The 21966-nt window shown below is 47.4% G+C and carries 14 protein-coding genes, 3 rRNA genes and 2 riboswitches; of the genes, 15 read left to right on the forward strand and 2 right to left on the reverse strand.

Annotated features, from left to right (window positions below; translation table 11 throughout):
- The first annotated feature begins 156 nt into the window (after window positions 1-156).
- The 5 genes from MHB49_RS04285 (at window position 157) to rrf (ending at window position 8418) form a co-directional block, all read left to right on the forward strand.
- Window positions 157-387, forward strand: coding sequence for a hypothetical protein (locus MHB49_RS04285; protein WP_405155160.1), 231 nt, complete (start codon window positions 157-159; stop codon window positions 385-387).
- A gap of 386 nt (window positions 388-773) precedes the next feature.
- A riboswitch (purine riboswitch) is annotated at window positions 774-873 on the forward strand.
- Between the two features lie 182 nt (window positions 874-1055).
- Window positions 1056-2432 (forward strand): NCS2 family permease, encoded by a 1377-nt coding sequence (locus tag MHB49_RS04290; RefSeq protein WP_405155161.1) that lies wholly within the window; start codon window positions 1056-1058, stop codon window positions 2430-2432.
- A 905-nt stretch (window positions 2433-3337) separates the two neighbouring features.
- Window positions 3338-4889: ribosomal RNA gene (locus MHB49_RS04295) — 16S ribosomal RNA — on the forward strand.
- 340 nt (window positions 4890-5229) lie between these two features.
- Window positions 5230-8156: ribosomal RNA gene (locus tag MHB49_RS04300) — 23S ribosomal RNA — on the forward strand.
- 145 nt (window positions 8157-8301) lie between these two features.
- Window positions 8302-8418, forward strand: a 5S ribosomal RNA gene (rrf, locus tag MHB49_RS04305).
- The 16S, 23S and 5S rRNA genes sit together here, the layout of an rRNA operon.
- A 184-nt stretch (window positions 8419-8602) precedes the next feature.
- Here the strand turns inward: rrf and MHB49_RS04310 are convergent.
- A complete protein-coding gene (locus MHB49_RS04310) occupies window positions 8603-9157 on the reverse strand; it encodes an NADPH-dependent FMN reductase (RefSeq protein ID WP_405155162.1) in 555 nt (184 codons plus the stop codon).
- A 300-nt stretch (window positions 9158-9457) separates the two neighbouring features.
- On the opposite strand from MHB49_RS04310, the gene MHB49_RS04315 reads away from it, so the two are divergent.
- Window positions 9458-10453 carry a ketoacyl-ACP synthase III gene (locus tag MHB49_RS04315; protein ID WP_247900703.1) on the forward strand — a complete coding sequence of 332 codons (996 nt, stop codon included), beginning with the start codon at window positions 9458-9460 and terminating at the stop codon, window positions 10451-10453.
- Between the two features lie 237 nt (window positions 10454-10690).
- On the opposite strand, the gene MHB49_RS04320 is transcribed toward MHB49_RS04315, so the two are convergent.
- Window positions 10691-12625, reverse strand: coding sequence for an amidase family protein (locus MHB49_RS04320; protein WP_405155163.1), 1935 nt, complete (start codon window positions 12623-12625; stop codon window positions 10691-10693).
- A gap of 385 nt (window positions 12626-13010) precedes the next feature.
- Here MHB49_RS04320 and MHB49_RS04325 point away from each other — a divergent pair, with 385 nt between their 5' ends.
- The 9 genes from MHB49_RS04325 to purS all read left to right on the forward strand — a co-directional run bounded on the left by MHB49_RS04325 (window position 13011) and on the right by purS (window position 21964).
- Window positions 13011-15140, forward strand: coding sequence for a DNA topoisomerase III (locus tag MHB49_RS04325; RefSeq protein WP_405155164.1), 2130 nt, complete (start codon window positions 13011-13013; stop codon window positions 15138-15140).
- A 138-nt stretch (window positions 15141-15278) separates the two neighbouring features.
- On the forward strand, window positions 15279-15416 hold the full coding sequence (locus tag MHB49_RS04330) for a hypothetical protein (RefSeq protein ID WP_247900706.1): 138 nt from the start codon (window positions 15279-15281) through the stop codon (window positions 15414-15416).
- Between the two features lie 130 nt (window positions 15417-15546).
- Window positions 15547-15810: a DUF1294 domain-containing protein gene (locus tag MHB49_RS04335; protein ID WP_063568208.1), complete on the forward strand. Its 264-nt coding sequence runs from the start codon at window positions 15547-15549 to the stop codon at window positions 15808-15810.
- 188 nt (window positions 15811-15998) lie between these two features.
- On the forward strand, window positions 15999-16433 hold the full coding sequence (locus MHB49_RS04340) for a universal stress protein (RefSeq protein ID WP_247900707.1): 435 nt from the start codon (window positions 15999-16001) through the stop codon (window positions 16431-16433).
- A 270-nt stretch (window positions 16434-16703) separates the two neighbouring features.
- Window positions 16704-16805: riboswitch (purine riboswitch) on the forward strand.
- A 195-nt stretch (window positions 16806-17000) separates the two neighbouring features.
- Window positions 17001-17486 (forward strand): 5-(carboxyamino)imidazole ribonucleotide mutase, encoded by a 486-nt coding sequence (gene purE / locus MHB49_RS04345; RefSeq protein WP_090904914.1) that lies wholly within the window; start codon window positions 17001-17003, stop codon window positions 17484-17486.
- Window positions 17483-18685 (forward strand): 5-(carboxyamino)imidazole ribonucleotide synthase, encoded by a 1203-nt coding sequence (gene purK / locus MHB49_RS04350; RefSeq protein ID WP_405155165.1) that lies wholly within the window; start codon window positions 17483-17485, stop codon window positions 18683-18685. Before purE ends, purK begins: the two co-directional genes overlap by 4 nt.
- Window positions 18682-19980, forward strand: a complete 1299-nt coding sequence (purB, locus tag MHB49_RS04355; protein ID WP_247900710.1) for an adenylosuccinate lyase — start codon at window positions 18682-18684, stop codon at window positions 19978-19980. The genes purK and purB overlap by 4 nt, the downstream gene beginning before the upstream one ends.
- A 277-nt stretch (window positions 19981-20257) precedes the next feature.
- Window positions 20258-21130, forward strand: a complete 873-nt coding sequence (locus tag MHB49_RS04360) for a phosphoribosylaminoimidazolesuccinocarboxamide synthase (RefSeq protein ID WP_405155166.1) — start codon at window positions 20258-20260, stop codon at window positions 21128-21130.
- A gap of 588 nt (window positions 21131-21718) precedes the next feature.
- The gene (gene purS, locus MHB49_RS04365) at window positions 21719-21964 is read left to right on the forward strand and encodes a phosphoribosylformylglycinamidine synthase subunit PurS (RefSeq protein WP_024633544.1); all 246 of its coding nucleotides are present in this window, start codon (window positions 21719-21721) and stop codon (window positions 21962-21964) included.
- Window positions 21965-21966: the final 2 nt, after the last annotated feature.

Below are 21966 nucleotides of genomic sequence, written 5' to 3' on the forward strand. Positions count from 1 at the left end.
TTTTTTCTTTCCTTTTTTGTATTGCGCAATCCGAATATTTAATTCCTTTTTTAGGTTCGTTTCAGATTGTATTCATGTACAGCTTGTACACTAAGTACATAATACGGCCATATGGCTGCTGAAAGGAGAATTGAATATATGCGTAAAACCGACAATATGAGCAAATGGAAGATGGGCATTGGAAGTGCGTTTCTGATGGTGATGCTGGCAGGATGCGGCTCAGGTATGCAGGACTTGGCTCTTGGTGCGGGGGATACTTCTTTTGCAAATTTAGAGGCAGCAGATTCGTCTTCCGATCAGGTACAGAATCAGGAATTGTCTGAGAGATCAACAGGTAATACGGGTCAGGAACAACAGATGCAGGACGTGCTTCAAACAGAAATTTAGAATATATGGCATGGGACCTATCGTGTGAAAAAAGAACTGTTAACCTTAGCAACCTGCTACCTATACCTAAGTTTTCGAATATCCATATACGTTAAACCCATCACATAACGATTTTCCTGATAATCCATGAAGCTATCGCAATTAAAGTGTGCCTGCCGCCTTTGATTGCGGTAGCTTTTTGATGTTGCAGAAGAGGGAATACCCTTTGGCAGGATCAACATATACTCGAAAAAATTACCGGAAACCTCCTTTTAATTTGGGTTGTAAATCGCTGAACTGGTTCATTTTGTTAAATAATACGAACGATTTATGTGATCAGTGACAGTAACATTCGTTTTTCTCATTGACAAACTAGAGGAAACCCTCCTAAAATAGTGATGGGAAACACACAAATAGGCATACTACTTCGTATAATCCCGGGGATTGGCCCGGGAGTCTCTACGAGATCACCCTAATGATCTGGCTACGAAGAGGAGCAGGCTGAGCACATCAATTCTACATGATTGCGTCGGGCACAATACCACGCACATTAGAATTTTTTGTTGTTCTCCGTAATGGGCACAGTGCCACTCCTCAACAGCTGAAACCCTGGGTGATATATTCATCTTCAGGGGTATTTGTCGTTTTTCAATATGGCTTCAACATCTCTAAGGAGGAATTAGTGAATTATGGATCGTTTCTTTAAATTAAAAGAAAACGGAACGAACGTTAGAACGGAGATTGTTGCAGGTCTTACTACCTTTATGACAATGGCGTACATTCTTTTCGTAAACACGTTGTTCTTGGGATCGGCCGGAGCCGGTATGTCGGACAATGCAGTATTTTTTGCAACAGCCGTAGGTGCTGGTTTGATGACCATCATTATGGGATTGTTCGTTAACATTCCGATCGCCCTTGCACCGGGTATGGGTTTGAATGCTTACTTCATGACCGTGGTTCTGAGCTCCAACGGTGCGATAACATGGCAGGCAGCTCTGGGGGCTGTGTTCCTTTCCGGTATCGTATTCATTATCTTGACTGTAACCAAAATCCGTCAAATGCTGCTCGTTGCAGTTCCGGATTCATTAAAGATGGCAATTACGGTTGGTATTGGTCTCTTTATTACCATTGTTGGTTTCAAATTGGCCAATCTGGTGGCTGTAACAGTCAATGTTGCACCTGATGCAGATCTGAGCCAACCGATTCCAGGGAGCGGCTTTAACCTGTCTTTGGGTAATTTTATCACGCATCATGATGCATTACTGGCTCTGATAGGATTGTTCATTATTGCGATACTGATGGTTATGCGCGTCAAAGGTGCACTGCTGATCGGTATCGTTGCCACAACGTTGATTGGTATCCCAATGGGAGTTACGAATCTCAGCGGTTTGTCCGGTGCAAGCTGGATGCCTAACTTTAGCGATCTGGCAGTTGGACAACTGGATTTGAAAGGTGCCATTAGTCTTGGATTATTTGAAATTATCTTCATCTTCACTTTTGTTGAGTTGTTTGACACATTTGGAACGATGGTGGGTACAGCAACACGAATGGGGATTATGAAGGACAAGAAAAAAGGCGAGAAAACAATTGGTAAAGCAATGCTCGTTGATGCAGTTGGTGTAAGTGCAGGGGCTGCACTGGGTACAAGTACAATTACTGCATTCGTTGAAAGTGCCTCTGGCGTTGAAGCAGGCGGACGTACAGGTCTGACCTCTGTAACGACAGGTATCCTATTCATCCTGGCTTTGTTTATTGCTCCGCTGGCATTGGTTGTTCCGTCCGCAGCAACAGCTCCGGCGCTGATTATCGTAGGGGTGCTTATGATGAGTCAGGTTCGCAGCATTGAGTGGGATGACTTCCTGCAAGCTTTCCCGGCGTTCCTTACAATCGTATTGATGCCTTTCACTGGAGGGATTGCAAACGGGATCTCCGCAGGGATTATATCCTATGTAGTCTTGGCCGTATTCGGTAATTTGGTTACTGAACGTAAAGTGAAAATCCACTGGCTTATGTGGGTATTAGCTATCATTGTCATATGCCGGTATGTATTTATAGGTGGAGAATAACAGTTTGAACGATTGAAATATAGCAGTTACTTAGGGTGGATTTGTGATTAATGCAAATGAAGGAAGCGGAAAGCCTGGTTACATTATCGGGTCTTTCGCTTTTTTTGTTTCTTCTATAATTGGTAAGATGTCTTTAAAAGTAGTGACAGGAGACGCATTGAAATGTTAAATGTAAGCAATACTCATAATTTGCATGATAGATAAGATCGACTTCCTTCTATATATAAGAAGAACAAACATGAGTTGCGATTTAATGGTTTTTGATCCAGCCAAGGATTCGGTCGATTGCTTGAGGTGAATAAGAAGCATAACGTTGATTTTTTTGATGTAAGCGAAAAAAACGATTCTGTTTATTTGAATTTACAAATGATGTTGAAGAGGAAGACATGTAGACATGTGTATATAAATGAAATGAAATGGGTTAAAGCAAGCTGGATATAATCAATCTGAAAGTTCTTTTATTATATATGCTAGATACTGGTACAGTGTATGGGAGTTACTAACTTGGGTTTGGAACGATAGTTGTTGTTTGCTACAAGATGATTCATATTAAGGGTCAACAATGGGGGAGGGATGCAGCTGGGATGAAATATAGGTAATTTAAAATAAAGCTTGCATTCGATATCTGTACATGGTATATTCTAATTCCGGCCAAGAAAACACGAGAAACACGGTGCGGCAAGCAACTGAAAAGCTTCGAAAGAAACTTAAAAAAAGAGCTTGCAACGTTGGTTCGGATGTGATAAGATATAAAAGTTGCTGTGGTGAACAACACTGAGCAGCGAAACAAGTTTGATCTTTGAAAACTGAACAACGAGTGAGTAACGATCTTGCTTGCAAGATCGACAAATTGAGATTTTTAATCTCGTCAGATTCAAAATGAGCTTATCGCTCTTTTCAATACTTTATTGGAGAGTTTGATCCTGGCTCAGGACGAACGCTGGCGGCATGCCTAATACATGCAAGTCGAGCGGACTTGAAGAGAAGCTTGCTTCTCTGATGGTTAGCGGCGGACGGGTGAGTAACACGTAGGCAACCTGCCCTCAAGTTTGGGACAACTACCGGAAACGGTAGCTAATACCGAATAGTTGTTTTCTTCGCCTGAAGGAAACTGGAAAGACGGAGCAATCTGTCACTTGGGGATGGGCCTGCGGCGCATTAGCTAGTTGGTGGGGTAACGGCTCACCAAGGCGACGATGCGTAGCCGACCTGAGAGGGTGATCGGCCACACTGGGACTGAGACACGGCCCAGACTCCTACGGGAGGCAGCAGTAGGGAATCTTCCGCAATGGGCGAAAGCCTGACGGAGCAATGCCGCGTGAGTGATGAAGGTTTTCGGATCGTAAAGCTCTGTTGCCAGGGAAGAACGCTTGAGAGAGTAACTGCTCTCAAGGTGACGGTACCTGAGAAGAAAGCCCCGGCTAACTACGTGCCAGCAGCCGCGGTAATACGTAGGGGGCAAGCGTTGTCCGGAATTATTGGGCGTAAAGCGCGCGCAGGCGGTCATTTAAGTCTGGTGTTTAATCCCGGGGCTCAACCCCGGATCGCACTGGAAACTGGGTGACTTGAGTGCAGAAGAGGAGAGTGGAATTCCACGTGTAGCGGTGAAATGCGTAGATATGTGGAGGAACACCAGTGGCGAAGGCGACTCTCTGGGCTGTAACTGACGCTGAGGCGCGAAAGCGTGGGGAGCAAACAGGATTAGATACCCTGGTAGTCCACGCCGTAAACGATGAGTGCTAGGTGTTAGGGGTTTCGATACCCTTGGTGCCGAAGTTAACACATTAAGCACTCCGCCTGGGGAGTACGGTCGCAAGACTGAAACTCAAAGGAATTGACGGGGACCCGCACAAGCAGTGGAGTATGTGGTTTAATTCGAAGCAACGCGAAGAACCTTACCAGGTCTTGACATCCCTCTGACCGGTACAGAGATGTACCTTTCCTTCGGGACAGAGGAGACAGGTGGTGCATGGTTGTCGTCAGCTCGTGTCGTGAGATGTTGGGTTAAGTCCCGCAACGAGCGCAACCCTTGATCTTAGTTGCCAGCATTTCGGATGGGCACTCTAAGGTGACTGCCGGTGACAAACCGGAGGAAGGTGGGGATGACGTCAAATCATCATGCCCCTTATGACCTGGGCTACACACGTACTACAATGGCCGGTACAACGGGCTGCGAAGCCGCGAGGTGGAGCTAATCCTAAAAAGCCGGTCTCAGTTCGGATTGCAGGCTGCAACTCGCCTGCATGAAGTCGGAATTGCTAGTAATCGCGGATCAGCATGCCGCGGTGAATACGTTCCCGGGTCTTGTACACACCGCCCGTCACACCACGAGAGTTTATAACACCCGAAGTCGGTGGGGTAACCGCAAGGAGCCAGCCGCCGAAGGTGGGATAGATGATTGGGGTGAAGTCGTAACAAGGTAGCCGTATCGGAAGGTGCGGCTGGATCACCTCCTTTCTATGGAGAATCGTTTCCCGCAGCGGAAACATTCAAATCAAGTCTTCAGGAAGCATGCTTCCGAAGCGAGCTTTACTTCGTAAAGCTTTTAACTCACTCGTTGCTCAGTTTTGAGAGCTCAAACTCTCAAACAGCTTGCTTTTGCATGGAGCTTGTTCCTTGAAAACTAGATATCGAAACGAAATATGCGAATTAGAACATTCCTTTTTAGCTGAACTTGTGTTAAACAAGTTTCAATAAATTGGTACTTAATTGCTTTTGCGATGGTATTGAATGGGAGCGACTTTTGGCTTTGCGCAAGCAAAACAAGGGAAGCGAGCAGTCAAAACCGGAGCAATATGGTTAAGCTACTAAGAGCACACGGAGGATGCCTAGGCGCTAGGAGCCGATGAAGGACGTGGCGAACAACGAAACTGCCTCGGGGAGCTGTAAGCAAGCTTTGATCCGGGGGTGTCCGAATGGGGAAACCCAGCTGGGGTAATTTCCAGTTACTCGTAACTGAATACATAGGTTACGTAGAGGCATACCAGGGGAACTGAAACATCTAAGTACCCTGAGGAAGAGAAAACAATAGTGATTCCGTCAGTAGCGGCGAGCGAACGCGGAGAAGCCCAAACCAGAGAGCTTGCTCTCTGGGGTTGTGGGACGTCTCACATGGAGTTACAAAGGAGCCGGTTAAACGAAGAGGTCTGGAAAGGCCCGCCAAAGAAGGTAAAAGCCCTGTAGTTGAAAGTTGGCTCTCTCCGAGACGGATCCCGAGTAGTGCGGGGCACGTGAAACCCCGTATGAATCTGGCAGGACCATCTGCCAAGGCTAAATACTTCCTAGCGACCGATAGTGAAGCAGTACCGTGAGGGAAAGGTGAAAAGCACCCCGGAAGGGGAGTGAAATAGAACCTGAAACCGTGTGCTTACAAAAAGTCAGAGCCCGTTTTAGGGGTGATGGCGTGCCTTTTGTAGAATGAACCGGCGAGTTACGTTCCCGTGCAAGGTTAAGGTGAAGAGCCGGAGCCGCAGCGAAAGCGAGTCTGAATAGGGCGAATGAGTACGTGGACGTAGACCCGAAACCGGGTGATCTACCCCTGTCCAGGGTGAAGGTGCGGTAACACGCACTGGAGGCCCGAACCCACGCACGTTGAAAAGTGCGGGGATGAGGTGGGGGTAGCGGAGAAATTCCAATCGAACTCGGAGATAGCTGGTTCTCCCCGAAATAGCTTTAGGGCTAGCCTCGGAAAACAGAGTCGTGGAGGTAGAGCACTGATTGGGTGCGGGGCCCGCAAGGGTTACCAAGCTCAGTCAAACTCCGAATGCCATAGACTTACTTCCGGGAGTCAGACAGTGAGTGCTAAGATCCATTGTCAAAAGGGAAACAGCCCAGACCATCAGCTAAGGTCCCCAAGTGTGTGTTAAGTGGGAAAGGATGTGGAGTTGCACAGACAACCAGGATGTTGGCTTAGAAGCAGCCACCATTGAAAGAGTGCGTAATAGCTCACTGGTCGAGTGACTCTGCGCCGAAAATGTAACGGGGCTAAACACACCACCGAAGCTATGGCTTGATGCTTTGCATCAGGGGTAGGGGAGCGTTGTATAAGGGTTGAAGGTGTACCGTAAGGAGCGCTGGACATTATACAAGTGAGAATGCCGGTATGAGTAACGAAAAGATCAGTGAGAATCTGATCCGCCGAAAGCCTAAGGGTTCCTGAGGAAGGCTCGTCCGCTCAGGGTAAGTCGGGACCTAAGGCGAGGCCGAAAGGCGTAGTCGAAGGACAACAGGTCGAAATTCCTGTACCACCGTAAGCCGTTATGAGCAATGGGGGGACGCAGCAGGGTAGTGACGCGGACTGATGGATGTCCGTCTAAGCAGTGAGGCTGATGTGTAGGCAAATCCGCACATCGTAAGGCTGGGCTGTAATGGGGAGCGAAAATTATAGTAGCGAAGGTCATGATCTCACACTGCCAAGAAAAGCCTCTAGCCAGGTGATGGTGCCCGTACCGCAAACCGACACAGGTAGGCGAGAAGAGAATTCTAAGGCGCGCGGAAGAACTCTCGTTAAGGAACTCGGCAAAATGACCCCGTAACTTCGGGAGAAGGGGTGCCCCGGTAGTGTGAATAGCACGAGGGGGCCGCAGTGAAAAGGCCCAAGCGACTGTTTAGCAAAAACACAGGTCTGTGCGAAGCCGTAAGGCGAAGTATACGGGCTGACGCCTGCCCGGTGCTGGAAGGTTAAGGGGAGCGGTTAGGGACTCGTCCCGAAGCTGTGAACCGAAGCCCCAGTAAACGGCGGCCGTAACTATAACGGTCCTAAGGTAGCGAAATTCCTTGTCAGGTAAATTCTGACCCGCACGAATGGCGTAACGACTTGGGCGCTGTCTCAACGAGAGATCCGGTGAAATTTTAATACCTGTGAAGATGCAGGTTACCCGCGACAAGACGGAAAGACCCCATGGAGCTTTACTGCAGCTTGATATTGAATTTGGGTACGATCTGTACAGGATAGGTGGGAGCCTTTGAAGCCGGAGCGCCAGCTTCGGTGGAGGCACCGTTGGGATACCACCCTGATCGTATCTAGGTTCTAACCTGGTACCGTAATCCGGTGCGGGGACAGTGTCAGGTGGGCAGTTTGACTGGGGCGGTCGCCTCCTAAAGAGTAACGGAGGCGCCCAAAGGTTCCCTCAGAATGGTTGGAAATCATTCGAAGAGTGCAAAGGCATAAGGGAGCTTGACTGCGAGACCTACAAGTCGAGCAGGGACGAAAGTCGGGCTTAGTGATCCGGTGGTACCGCATGGAAGGGCCATCGCTCAACGGATAAAAGCTACCCTGGGGATAACAGGCTTATCTCCCCCAAGAGTCCACATCGACGGGGAGGTTTGGCACCTCGATGTCGGCTCATCGCATCCTGGGGCTGAAGTAGGTCCCAAGGGTTGGGCTGTTCGCCCATTAAAGCGGTACGCGAGCTGGGTTCAGAACGTCGTGAGACAGTTCGGTCCCTATCTGTCGTGGGCGTAGGAAATTTGAGAGGAGCTGTCCTTAGTACGAGAGGACCGGGATGGACGTACCGCTGGTGTACCAGTTGTTCCGCCAGGAGCACCGCTGGGTAGCTATGTACGGACGGGATAAGCGCTGAAAGCATCTAAGCGTGAAGCCCCCTCAAGATGAGATTTCCCAGTATGTAAGACCCCTTGAAGACGACGAGGTAGATAGGCTGGGGGTGGAAGTGCAGCAATGCATGGAGCTGACCAGTACTAATCGGTCGAGGGCTTATCCAAATATGCAAGTTGTAAATCGCAGATTTCGTTTCGGATCTAGTTTTCAGAGAATAAACTCTGAAATGAAAATCGGTACATCACGGAAGGTGTGTATGATTTTCAGTTCCAACTTTGATTTCAAGAAGCTATGCTTCGACAAATCGCGTTTGGTGGCGATGGCGGAGGGGTTCCACACGTACCCATCCCGAACACGACCGTTAAGCCCTCTAGCGCCGATGGTACTTGGACCGCAGGGTCCTGGGAGAGTAGGACGCCGCCAAGCAAAGAACCGCTGCCGATGTAATTCGGTGGTGGTTTTTATTTGTTTAAAACGAAGTTCCTAATATATACCTTAACAGCCCGATCAATAGCCCGGGCTGTTTTTTTATTTTAATTTATCTGAGTATGTTAAATCTCTAATCTCTTTTAGGCTTCCTTTATAGCTAATTCAATTAAGCAGACTCTGTCTATTCATTCATATGTTTGCATGCATGCTCTAGGCTTAAAAGCGAGTTCTCCAGTGCATATTGGGTTTCTGAATCAATGATGACTCCTTGTTTATTCATCTTCAATGTAATATGAGGAATGGTTAGAGAGGCTTCATGTAAGACTTGGGCATTAATCATGTTTAACGTCAGCAATAGTGAAGCATGAGCTTTGTCACCGCCCATAGGGCTTGGAGAAGCAGTGATGGCAACAGTGGGCTTATTTAACCATTCTCCAGAAGATACAATCCAATCTAACGCGTTTTTTAAAACCCCAGGAACTCCGTTCCCATACTCCGGCGTGCAGATCAGAACTCCGTCCGAATGTTTCAATTGGGCTCTCAAATTCTGTACGGACTCAGGACCTTCTTCGACATCGAGGTCTGGGTTAAAATGTGGTAGATCATTTAATCCATCATATACATCGAACTTAAGATTAGGAGGAGCCAGCTTAATCATGGCATGCATTAGTAACGTATTAGAGGACTGATTGCGCAAACTTCCTGAAATCGCAAGAATATTTAATTTTTTCTTCAACTCAACATCATCTCTATTCTTTAGTAATGTAGGCGATTTGTTTATTTTCCTCCTGTTGGAATGGACTGTCTATAGAAAATGGCTTTAATTAAGGCATTCTTCATCTTAATCAGAAGATATCCACAATTCTTCATCAAAACTGCATGCGATCGTTTGTATTACTCTGGGTAATAGGATGAAGGGATCACTTAAAATAATCAACTGACGGATAAATCATAATAAATATTTTTTAAAAAAATTAGTACCAAGTACTAATACTTAGTGCTATAATGATAAAAAACAAGCGAGGTGACTACCGGTATGAATCAATCAATGTCAACCATTACCGCAATGGGTACGTATGTACCGGATCGAATATTAAGCAATGCTGATTTGGAGAAGCTGGTCGACACGAGCGATGAATGGATTGTACAGCGTACAGGAATGAGAGAACGACGCATAGCAGCGGATGATCAATTTGTATCTGATCTGGCCACCAAGGCTGTGGAAGATATGATACGTCGTTATAAGGTTAGCGTAGAAGATGTGGATATGATTTTGGTTGCTACCAGCACACCTGAATATTCATTTCCAAGCACAGCATCCAGAGTACAGGCAAATCTCAAGATTCCGCATACGGGAGTGCTTGATTTGAATGCAGCGTGTGCAGGGTTTACGTATGGATTGCAATTGGCTGACAGTATGGTAACCAGTGGCATGTATCATAAGGTGTTGGTTATTGGAGCAGAGACATTATCCAAAATTACCGATTATACAGACCGTACGACATGTGTACTGTTCGGCGACGGGGCTGGAGCGTTTTTGGTAGAAAGAGCTGCTGAGAAAGGTGATTTTATGGCAGCCATCTCAGGTACGAGTGGAGAAGGAGGTATCCATCTCTATAAGAGTGGTCTATCTTCGGAGATGAATGGTGTACCTTTGCAGGGTGAGGGATGTCTTGTCCAGAATGGCAGAGAGATCTATAAGTGGGCAGTACGTACGATTCCAGAACAATTGGATGGACTTATTGTCAAAGCAGAGATGAAACCGGAGCAGATCGATTGGTTTGTACCTCATAGTGCAAATCTAAGAATGATTGAAGCGGTTTGTGAACGTGGCCCTATTCCGTTGGAACGTACTTTAACAAGTGTGGAGTATCGGGGAAATACCTCCGCGGCTTCCATTCCGCTCGCTTTGCAGCTTGCAGTAGACGAAGGTAAATTAAAGAATGGGCATCAAGTTGCACTATTTGGTTTTGGAGGCGGCCTGACCTATGCTGGTCTGGTGCTGAGATGGAGCGTACCTGATACCAATTAAAAAACGGATGTAACTCTTTTCATGCTTGAATTGAAAGAACACATAAAAAGTACACCCTTTTCATGAACCATGAAGTGGGTGTACTTTTTTTAGCAAATCGCTAGAAGATAAATTTTTAACTCGATACCGACTAACTTAGCAATTGATACCACGCAATTCCTATGGAGCCGTATATTGATCCTGAATGCTTTTTGCTTTTACTATTCCAAACGTAGTTTATTTAACCTGATTAAAAGTTTATGGCGTAAGCTTAGGTGCTTGACGGTGATGAGTCCCTTGCTCGTAGCTGTAAGCCAACTTGATCAAGGTTCCTTCGTCAAAGGCGCGGCCCAGGAATTCCATACCTACTGGGAGACCTTCACTTGTAAATCCAGCTGGTACGGTAATTGCCGGGAATCCGGAGAATGGACTCAATCGGTTGTTACCACCAGAGTTTTGTCCTTCGCCAATAACACCTGCAGCTTGCGTAGATGTAGGATAGATGATGGCATCCAAGTTGTTATCCGCCATAACTTTGAGCAAGGACTCACGCGTGATTTGGGTACGTTTCAGTACAATGTCCTTATATTCGGCAGTCTCCAACGTTTCCCGTGCATCACGAGTCTTCATCGACTGTTCTTGTGACTTGTCGAATTGTCCAGAAGCAATAATCTCGGACAAGCTGTGATAAGGGGCTTCGTCACCAAGAGACTCCAGATAGTCATTCAATTGGAATTTGAACTCGTATCCACTCAAGCTTGGGTATTTGTTGATTTCAGCCAGTTTCGGAATGCTGATCGGGACTGCCGTAGCTCCCAGCGTTTTGAGTTCTTCTACAGCGTTGTTAATCACGTCAGCGACGGCTTTTTCCTCCATTTTCGTACTTGGGATGAGTTCGGTGGCCACACCGATCCGTGCACCCTTCAGCCCGTTTACATCCAAGAAATCTGTATAGCTGGAAGGGATTTTGCCTACGGCATAGGCTGTAGCAACATCGTTTTTGTCATAACCTGCTGTAGCTTCCAGCATGATTGCGGCATCACTTACGGTACGAGCCATAGGGCCACCGACATCCTGTGTCAATGCGAGAGGGATGATCCCTTCACGGCTGGACAGTCCGATCGTTGGGCGAATACCCACAAGGCTGTTGAAGCTGGATGGGATGCGGATCGATCCGCCCGTATCTGTACCCAAGCCTGCAGCTGCGAAGTTTGAGGCGATGGCGGCACCTGTACCACCACTTGACCCGCCTGGATAGTGATCCAGCGCATAAGGGTTCAATGTTTGTCCACCCAGTGAGCTGGAAGTGGTAATGCCGAATGCGAATTCATGCAGATTGGTTTTGCCCAAAATAATCGCACCGGCTGCTTTGAGCTTCTTCACTTGTTCAGCATCGTGAGCAGGTACAGAGTCTTTCAAACAGATACATCCTGCGGTGGTAGGCATGTCGTTTGTATCGAAGTTGTCCTTAACTAAAATCGGAATACCATGCAGAGGTCCACGGGGGCCTTGAGCTGCACGTTCCTCGTCCAACGTTTCAGCGATTTTGAGAGCATCCGGGTTCAAGGTTAGAACTGCGTTAATGCTCACACCCTGATCATCGTATTTTTCAATGCGATCCAGGTACTTCTGAACGAGTTCTTTCGATGTCAGTTTTCCTTGCGTCATGGCAGCCTGGAGATCCGTAATGGTGGCTTCCTCCAGAACAAATGGTTTTATGTAGTTATAAATGCGGTCTTTCAATATAGCGACATCATTTTGGGTAAGCACTGCATTCGGAAGGAAGAGGGCGTCAGTATAGCCTTTCATCAACCCCGCGGTGTTCAGCGCACCAACGGCACCGGCAAAGCTCGCCTGATCCGGGACATCCCTGAAGGATTCTGGAGTGGACTCGAGCTTCAGCCAGGTTTGCAAAGCTAAAGCAGCATCTTTACGTTGTACCGTTGTGCCGGAAAGCTTGTCCATGGAAAAAGGAACACCTGCAAGTGTAGCCGCTTCTTCCATGGCTTGAACAAATGCTGCTGCAGTGGCAGGCGCTTTACCAGCGGTTGCGGCTGCAACCGTAGTTTTGCTCGAAGGCGTTGCCGCTGCAGCTGACGCGGAGGGAATCGTTCCTCCCCATGTTGTGGCAACAACTGCTCCGGCCAGTAACAAGGCCCCACTTTTTTTCAATACAGATCCATGATGAGTCATGCATCCACGCTCCCTTCTTGTGTATCAATGATGTGTGTTAGCGAATCTGATATAGTTGCTTTTGTCACATTCTAAATAGATGTAAGGTATTCTTACAATACTCATATATATTCAAAAAAACGTATACATACTATATTATCGCTATTGGACCTACCATTTTCTCTTAATTCCATTCACAGAAGAAAATTGTCGAAGAATATTGTGTTAATTAAACTGACATGAAAGTCGTGGGATAGGCACCATGAGGAAAATCGTTCTTTATGAAGCCAAAGCAAACCCATACCATGAAATGATATAATGAAAAGATAGAGGCAGAAGAATTCTTTTAATCAAACAATAGAAGCAGTGAGGGTCATAGGTTTCATCAAAGAAAGGAAGATATGGAGTGAAAACATTAGTACTCGCAGAAAAACCATCTGTGGCACGCGAAATAGCCAGAGTCATGGGGGCGCGTGATAAACATAAAAGTTATATGGAAGGCCCGAAATATATCGTGACCTGGGCGCTTGGACATCTCGTTGGATTGGCTGAACCAGAGGACTATGACAAAAAGTATGCAACCTGGAATCTGGAGGATCTGCCGATTCTGCCCGATCGGACCAAGCTGAAGGTACTCAAAGAGACAAACCATCAATACAAAGCGGTACAGCAGCTGATGAAACGTCAGGATGTTGGTGAACTGGTCATTGCAACGGATGCGGCACGTGAGGGTGAATTGCTGGCTCGTTGGATTATGCAAATGGCCCAGTGGAAAAAGCCGTTCAAGCGGCTGTGGATATCATCCCAGACGGATAAGGCAATCAAGGATGGATTTGCATCGCTGAAGCCTGGCAGTCAGTTTGATCGTCTCTATGAATCGGCACGTTGTCGGGCAGAAGCAGATTGGATGATCGGTCTTAACGTGACGCGTGCATTGACAGTTCGATTTAATGCGCAATTGTCAGCAGGACGGGTACAGACCCCTACACTTGGCATGATTATGGACAGGGAAAATGAGATCAACGGTTTCCGCTCGCAGGAGTATGAGACGTTAACGGCCGATCTGGGAGGTTTCCAGGCAGTATGGCGGGCTGCCGGTGGTGATTCACGCATCTTCGATCCGCAAGAGACACAAGAATTGAAGAAACGGGTAGATGGTCGCAAGGGCAGCATTGCCCACGTGAAAAAAAGCGAAAAGATCGAGCCGCATCCGCTGGCCTATGACCTTACAGAATTACAAAGGGATGCCAACCGAAAATATGGTTTCTCTGCCAAACAGACATCGAATGTACTGCAGCGCCTTTACGAACAGCATAAGCTGGTAACCTACCCGCGTACGGACAGCCGTTACCTGACATCGGATATGACGGGAACGTTGAAGGAACGACTGGATAGTGTAGCGATTGGCCCCTATGCATCTCTGGCTCGTCCGTTGTTGCGTAAAAATCTGAATATCACCAAACGCATCGTGGATGACAGCAAAGTAACCGATCACCATGCGATCATCCCAACTGAACAGACGGTTCTTCTCAATCAGCTGAATCCAGAGGAACGTAAGTTATACGATCTGATCGTACGTCGTTTTATAAGCTTGTTCTATCCGGCCGCGAAGTACGATTCTGTTGCAATCACTGTTCAGGTGGGCAACGATTCCTTTTATGTGAAAGGCACAACGGTAAAAGAAAACGGCTGGCGTGAAGTATACGGCGGAGATTATAGCGATGAGGATGATGATCGTGCTGATGATGCATCAGACCATGAGCGTGCGCTTTTGCCAGACGTGCAGCAAGGTCAGTCCGTGACGGTTCAACGTTGTCATATCAAAAGCGGACGGACGATGCCGCCCAAACGATATACCGAGGCAGCTTTGCTGTCTCAAATGGAGAAGTATGGACTGGGTACTCCGGCTACACGAGCGGATATTATCGAGAAGCTGGTAAGTTCCGACACTATCGATCGTCAAGGAAACAGCATGCATCCAACAGGTAAAGGAAAGCAATTAATTGAACTGGCTGCTCCTCAGCTGCGTACACCGGATTTAACAGCTCGCTGGGAAGCTGAACTGGAACGCATTGCTCGTGGACAAGGGAAGCCAGGGCCTTTCCTGGAGAGCATTCGTTCAATGGCGAAAGAGCTTGTGTCTACGGTAAAAGGAAGCAAAGCGGAGTATAAGCCGCATAATGTATCGAATAGTCATTGCCCGGATTGTAATGCCCGCTTGCTGGAGAAGAAGGGAAAACGCGGCAAGTTCCTCGTGTGTCCTACAGAGGATTGTGGATATCGTCGCTCGACAGAGAAGCGATTATCCAACCGTCGCTGTGCGCAGTGTCACAAAAAGATGGAAATTAAAGAGGGTAAAGCAGGTTTATACGTGCAATGTCTGCCTTGCGGCATCACGGAAACGTTGGATAAAGACAAACAGCATGTGAACAAACGTGATCAGCAAAAGTTGGTTAAACAATATGCCAAACAGGAATCCCTTGGCTCCAATCTGGGAGATTTGCTGAAAGCCGCCATGGAGAAAAAAGGGGAATAGTCGGACCTTTATACAAAGTGAAGAAACTCAGCGCTATATCGGGCAAGTCCGAAGGATCGTGAACTGCCTATTCAGGAACGATGAGCCGTATAAGAATCTCCCTTTTCAGGCAACGTAAGCCTAGGAGGTGATTCGCAGATGCCGCATAACAAACCAGAGAAGATTCACAATCAGCAAAACAATGATAGCATCCGGGAAGAGCATACCGCCGTACGCCCGGAGAAAGCAGCCAAAAGAGCACCTAACTTGAACGGTATTCCGAAGCAGGAGTCCTAGGTTCAGTAAGTGTAATTCTTTCCTTCTGAAATGATTCGCGGTCCCTGCCCATGCGTTGAACATGTCTCTTGGGAGGTCTATAATGGAGATATAGGGAGATGTCCCGGGATAGGGGGACCGCTGGAATTATATGCAAACCGGATTGATACTGTGGTTTTTATTTATTAATGTCGTAGGTTATCTGGTCATGTCGGATGACAAGAAACGTGCGCAGCGCCGTCGAGATCGCACCCCAGAACGCACACTATTTTTACTGGCCTTTATTGGTGGGGCATTGGGAGTATGGATTGCCATGTATCGTAAACGTCACAAGACCAAACATCCAAGCTTCACAATCGGCATTCCGTTGTTGTTATTCCTGAATGCGGTAATCTATGGTTATTTCCTGCAATAAGGCGGCGGAATGAATAAATGTGATCTGCTGTTTCCTTGTGAATGGGCTGTTGTTATTATGTAAAATGTTTCGTATGAATGGTTCGTTGTAGCCCTGATACGTTTAAGGAGTTACATGGTTCTTGTATTTTATGTCAGACCGAAGCTTGATTCGAATGCTCTACATATAAAGGAAGGGACGGGATTTACATGTTATTCTCCAAAATTCTGGTTGCTTATGATGGTTCGAAAGCTTCAAACAAAGCACTTGATCGTGCGATCGAGCTAGCCAAAGTTTCTCCGGGTGCTGTTCTGGATGTTATTCATGCGTTTGATTTTCCACGTGTATTCATTGGGGAAGGATTGGCACCGTTGCCCCCTTCTTTGAATAATGATTACTATAATCTCGCAGTGCAAACGACGGATGAGGCAAAAGAACGGGTTCAGGCTGCTGGCGTCACAGCAAACGTGGATCTGATTCAGGGTGCTGCTGCCGAGGTCCTTCTGGATTACGCAAAAGAGAACGGAACGGACATCATTATCATTGGTAGCCGTGGCCTTGGTGGAATCCGGGAATTTGTCTTGGGCAGCGTCAGTCACAATGTGGTGCAGCATGCTCAGGTTCCGGTACTTATCGTGAAATAATTATAGAATGTGTGTGTACACATGAAAGAGAAAAGCCGGCTGTCTTCGATAGGTTGAAGAGGGGCCGGCTTTCTTTTTTGGAATAAAAGGGATGAAGTATCTCGGAATGATCGGTTATTTCCGAACATTACTTTTGTCAATATGTTAAATGTTCGTCTTTAAGTTGACATTAGGTGTAGGGGATTGTTAGAATGTTAGATGTGTCGATCAGTTATATATGAGGTCGAGTAGGTTCGAAAGATGTGGAATCATCGTTGGTTTTGAATGAATTTGTTGAAATAGATATTTGCTCGTATAACGCCGGGAATAGGGCCCGGAAGTATCTACCCGGGAACCGTAAATTTCCGGACTACGAGGAGATACGGCTGAGAGACGCATGAAATCAGATGCGGACAGCAAGCCTGCCTTTGGCATGCCCAAATGCGGGATACGTATTTCTTGGAGTCCGGTGTCCGGAGAAAATGTGATGTTTTCGCGGGTAGCGGATTTTTTCATTTCACAATTAAACGAGAAACAACAGAACAACAGAATTAAACCAAAACGCTCAGACGGGAGTTGGATGTATTCATGTCAGTACAGGTGGCTGTGATTATGGGCAGCAAGTCGGATTGGGAAACGATGAAGTATGCTTGTGAGGTGCTGGACGAGCTGGAGATTGGCTATGAAAAAAAGGTCGTATCTGCGCATCGCACACCAGATTTGATGTTTGAATATGCGGAGCAGGCGATTGGCCGTGGATTCAAGGTTATCATTGCAGGTGCGGGCGGGGCAGCACATCTGCCCGGTATGGTCGCTTCTAAAACGATGCTTCCGGTCATTGGAGTTCCCGTGCAATCCAAGGCGCTAAATGGTCTCGATTCTTTACTGTCCATTGTCCAGATGCCTGGTGGCATTCCCGTCGCAACGGTAGCGATTGGCAAGGCTGGTGCAACGAATGCGGGATTGCTTGCGGCTCAGATCATCGGTGCTTTTGACCAGGATGTCCAACGTCGCAGCGAAGCCCGCAGAGAGCGAATCAAACAAGAAGTGCTCGAAAGCAGTGACGAAATATGACGAATACCAAAATTCAACCCGGATCAGCAGGCCAAGCAGAACGTGTCTTGCTCCCAGGAAAAACAACCATCGGTGTTCTCGGAGGCGGGCAGCTTGGACGGATGCTGACACTTGCCGGAACAGCGATGGGTTATCGGTTCGTTACACTTGATCCGGCAGCAGATGCTCCTTGTGGGCAAATTGCCCATCAGATTAAAGCGGGATACGATGATGAAAAGGCTGCTCTCGAACTGGCTCGGCAGTGTGATGTAATCACCTATGAGTTCGAGAATGTAGATGCAGATGTTGCTTCTCTCCTAGAACGGGAATCCTATGTACCGCAAGGAAGTGCGTTATTATACACAACCCAGCATCGTTTGCGTGAAAAACGAGCCATTGAGGCGGCTGGTGTACGCGTAGCCCCTTACCGGGAAATTACAAGCTTGGACACAATGAAGGCAGCGGTGAGTGAACTGGGTGTTCCGTGTGTACTGAAGACGGTGACCGGCGGATACGACGGTAAGGGTCAACGGGTTATTCGCGAAACCAATCAGGCGGTAGCTGCTTATGAAGAACTCGCGGCTACCGGTGCGGAACTGGTGTTGGAGCAATTTATCAAGTTTGACTGCGAGATTTCAGTCGTTGTTGCACGCAGCACGAATGGAGAAATTAAGACGTTCCCGCCTGCGGAGAACATTCATGTGAACAACATTTTGCATGCTTCGATTGTACCCGCAAGAGTGGCGACTGAAATACAGATTGAGGCACAGAAGTTGGCGGCGGCAGTGGCTCAGTCCATACAAGCCGTTGGATTGCTCGCAGTGGAGTTGTTTGTTGCGGCAGATGGAAGATTGTATGTGAATGAGCTGGCCCCTAGGCCGCATAATTCCGGCCACTATACGATGGAGGCCTGTGCCACATCACAATTTGAACAGCATATTCGTGCGATTTGCGGATTGCCGCTTGGAGATACTTCATTATTGAGCCCGGTTGTTATGGTCAATGTGCTTGGAGAACATCTGGAAGGTATTATTGCCAGAACGGGTCAGCCTGACGCAGAAGCGTTGGAACTCGGTGTGATTCCTAAGCTTCATATATATGGTAAAACCGAAGCGAAGACAGGACGGAAAATGGGGCATGTCAATCTGCTCTGTCAGGATGTCGAAGAAGGATTACAATGGATTGAACAAACTAATCTTTGGAGGAATACAAATTTATGATCGAACGTTATAGCAGACCCGAAATGAGAGCCATCTGGACGGAGGAGAACAAATTCAAGTCATGGCTGGAAGTTGAGATTTGTGCATGCGAAGCTTGGGCAGAGCTTGGCGTCATTCCTAAGGAAGAAGCAGCATTGCTTCGTCAAAATGCTTCTTTTGACATCGACCGCATTTACGAGATTGAACAGGAGACACGTCATGACGTTATTGCTTTCACACGTACGGTATCTGAAAGTCTGGGTGCTGAGCGGAAATGGGTGCACTACGGACTGACTTCCACGGATGTCGTTGATACGGCTCTTGGATATGTGCTTCGTCAGGCAAACGAAATTTTGGAACGTGACATCGTGAACTTTATCGAAATTTTACGTGAAAAAGCGCTGACTTATCAGCACACGCCAATGATGGGACGTACACATGGCGTACATGCGGAGCCAACGACGTTTGGTCTGAAAATGGCACTGTGGCATGAAGAAATGAAACGGAATTTGGAGCGTTTCCGCCACGCGGCAGACAATGTACAATACGGTAAAATCTCTGGAGCAGTCGGCACATACGCAAACATCGATCCATTTGTTGAAGAGTTTGTCTGCGAGAAGCTGGGCACGAAGCCTGCACCAATCTCGACCCAAACGCTGCAACGTGACCGTCATGCAGAATACATGGCTACATTGGCATTGATTGCAACATCTCTGGACAAGTTCGCTACAGAAGTACGTGCGCTGCAAAAGAGTGAATTCCGTGAAGTGGAAGAAGCATTCGCGAAAGGTCAAAAAGGATCTTCGGCAATGCCGCACAAACGTAACCCCATCGGCAGTGAAAATATCTCCGGTCTGTCCCGCGTTATTCGCGGACATATGGTATCGGCCTACGAGAACGTAACCCTGTGGCACGAGCGTGATATCTCTCACTCTTCCGTAGAGCGTATCATTTTGCCGGATGCAACGATGTTGCTCAACTACATGCTGAACCGTTTTGGTAACATCGTGAAGAACCTGACGGTATTCCCTGAAAATATGAAACGCAATATGGAGCGCACTTTCGGCGTACCATTCTCCGGCCGTGTTATGACGAAGCTGATCGATAAAGGTTTCAGCCGCGAGCAGGCATACGATACCGTTCAACCACGTGCGATGCAAGCATGGGAAGAACAACGCCAGTTCCAGGATATCGTGAAATCCACACCGGAAATCACGGAAGTGTTGAGCGAAGAAGAAATCGCAGATGCGTTCAACCCATCATGGCACCTGAAGCACGTAGACACCATCTTCAAAAAGCTTGGTTTGAACGACTAATATAATACTCTAATAAGGCTAGAGAACAGAATGATGGGTCAGCACTTGAGCGCAGATGATAGAAATAAGCTGAAGAAGCGAAGCTAAAAGCTTTCTGAAAGAAAGCTACTTCGGAAGCATACGCTTCGCCTTTATCCCCGGATTTTCACTTTGAAAAAGTGGAATCAAAAAATCTGGGGGTAACAGCGATCGGAAGATTGTTCTGTCATCGGAGTGGAGTCCGCACCATCAGGATTCTGTTCTTAGCCTTACATCTCCTGAAAGAAGGTGAGCCTCCATGGCGCTGTCCACTGCGGCAGATCTCGTTAAAGCTCCTCTGTTATATAAGGGGAAAGTACGTGAGTTGTACGATCTGGGTGAGTATTTTCTCATCGTGGTTACGGACCGGATTTCGGCATTTGACTATGTGCTGGACCCAGCCGTTCCCGAGAAAGGAAATGTGCTTAATAAACTGAGCAGCTTCTGGTTTGAACTGACGAGCGACATGATGGATAACCACGTGGTGCATACGGATGTAAACCAGTTGGGTGATATCATTACTGACCCTGACCTGCTCAAAGATCGCATCATGGTGACCCGCAAAGCCGAGCGCATTGATATTGAATGTGTGGTTCGTGGATACATTACCGGAGGCGGATGGAGACAATATGAGAAAAGCGGAGAGGTCAACGGCATCAAGCTGCCGGATGGACTTCGCAAAAACGCCAAGCTCGACGTTCCCATCTTCACTCCGGCGGCCAAAAACGATGTCGGTCACGACGAAGACATCTCGATGGATCGAATGAAAGAGCTTGTCGGAGATGCTCTGGCGATTGAGCTTCAGGAAAAAAGCCTGCGTCTCTACGAATTCGCTCGCGACTATTGCGATCAGCGAGGCATCATCCTGGCAGACTGCAAGTTCGAGTTCGGCATGGTTGATGGCAAAGTCATTCTGATTGATGAAATCTTCACTCCGGACGCTTCCCGCTTCTGGGCCAAAGAGAATTATGAACTCGACATCGAAATCGACAGCATGGATAAAGAGCCGGTGCGCACCTATCTGTTAGGCAGCGATTGGGACAAGAACAGTAAACCTGACCCGCTGCCACAAGAGGTTGTGGAGGCAACAACCGCCAGATACATCGATATTTATAAACGTTTAACGAAATAATAAATGGTAACGTTTGAGCGGGCTACGGGAAAGTTTGAGTAAGGGACGTTTGAGGTAAGCTACGGGAAAGTTTGGCTTTCGATCGCTGTTGCCCCCGGAATGTTTGGATTGGAATCCTTTTTTCAAAAGGAAACATTCCGGTTGCAAAGGCGACCGCTTTCGCTTCTCCAGCTCAAATCTTTCGCTCCGCCAGTCCCAAACTGGGGGATAGGGCAATTTAAGCCAAGACTTCTGTTAAACAGGAAATCTACTAAATATAAAAACAGTAAGGTTACTCATGTAAAGTAAAGAGCATTCACCGTTTCGCGTAATGGTCAGGTTAGACCATTACCCACCGTGCAACGTAAAAGGTTTAGGCCTTTAAAAAAGCGTCGCATGGACAAGCGGAGGGGCGGAATTGTTCTTGAAGGAGCGATAGCGTTCGCCTTTGTCCCCGGGTTTTGACCGCAGAGCGGGCCTAAACAATCCAAAAAACCTGGGGACAACAGCGACCGGAAGAACAATCCGCCCCGGAGCAAGCTCCCACCCCACCTTTTTAACAGCATAAAGCATTTATCCCGTTCATTACTGAGGAGGAACATAAGGATCATGATTAAAGCAACCGTCTATGTCACTATTAAGCAAAGCGTTCTCGACCCGCAAGGAGTAGCTGTTCAAGGTGCCCTGCACTCGATGGGATTCAATGAAGTGGAAAGTGTACGGATTGGTAAAGTCATGGAACTGACTCTGGATACAACAGACCGTGCGGAAGCGGAGAAACGATTGACAGTAATGTGTGAGAAGCTGCTGGCTAACACCGTTGTTGAAGATTACCGCTACGAATTGGAGGGTTAATC

The sequence above is a fragment of the Paenibacillus sp. FSL K6-0108 genome, assembly GCF_045040695.1.
In the GTDB taxonomy this organism is placed as follows: domain Bacteria; phylum Bacillota; class Bacilli; order Paenibacillales; family Paenibacillaceae; genus Paenibacillus; species Paenibacillus pabuli_B.

Coding starts and splice junctions, on each gene's coding strand:
- MHB49_RS04335 (WP_063568208.1), top strand. CDS start 15,547: ATGCAAACCGGATTGATACTGTGGTTTTTATTTATTAATGTCGTAGGT.
- MHB49_RS04330 (WP_247900706.1), top strand. CDS start 15,279: ATGCCGCATAACAAACCAGAGAAGATTCACAATCAGCAAAACAATGAT.
- purK (WP_405155165.1), top strand. CDS start 17,483: ATGACGAATACCAAAATTCAACCCGGATCAGCAGGCCAAGCAGAACGT.
- MHB49_RS04360 (WP_405155166.1), top strand. CDS start 20,258: ATGGCGCTGTCCACTGCGGCAGATCTCGTTAAAGCTCCTCTGTTATAT.
- purE (WP_090904914.1), top strand. CDS start 17,001: ATGTCAGTACAGGTGGCTGTGATTATGGGCAGCAAGTCGGATTGGGAA.
- MHB49_RS04315 (WP_247900703.1), top strand. CDS start 9,458: ATGAATCAATCAATGTCAACCATTACCGCAATGGGTACGTATGTACCG.
- MHB49_RS04320 (WP_405155163.1), bottom strand. CDS start 12,625: ATGACTCATCATGGATCTGTATTGAAAAAAAGTGGGGCCTTGTTACTG.
- MHB49_RS04290 (WP_405155161.1), top strand. CDS start 1,056: ATGGATCGTTTCTTTAAATTAAAAGAAAACGGAACGAACGTTAGAACG.
- MHB49_RS04285 (WP_405155160.1), top strand. CDS start 157: ATGAGCAAATGGAAGATGGGCATTGGAAGTGCGTTTCTGATGGTGATG.
- purB (WP_247900710.1), top strand. CDS start 18,682: ATGATCGAACGTTATAGCAGACCCGAAATGAGAGCCATCTGGACGGAG.
- MHB49_RS04340 (WP_247900707.1), top strand. CDS start 15,999: ATGTTATTCTCCAAAATTCTGGTTGCTTATGATGGTTCGAAAGCTTCA.
- purS (WP_024633544.1), top strand. CDS start 21,719: ATGATTAAAGCAACCGTCTATGTCACTATTAAGCAAAGCGTTCTCGAC.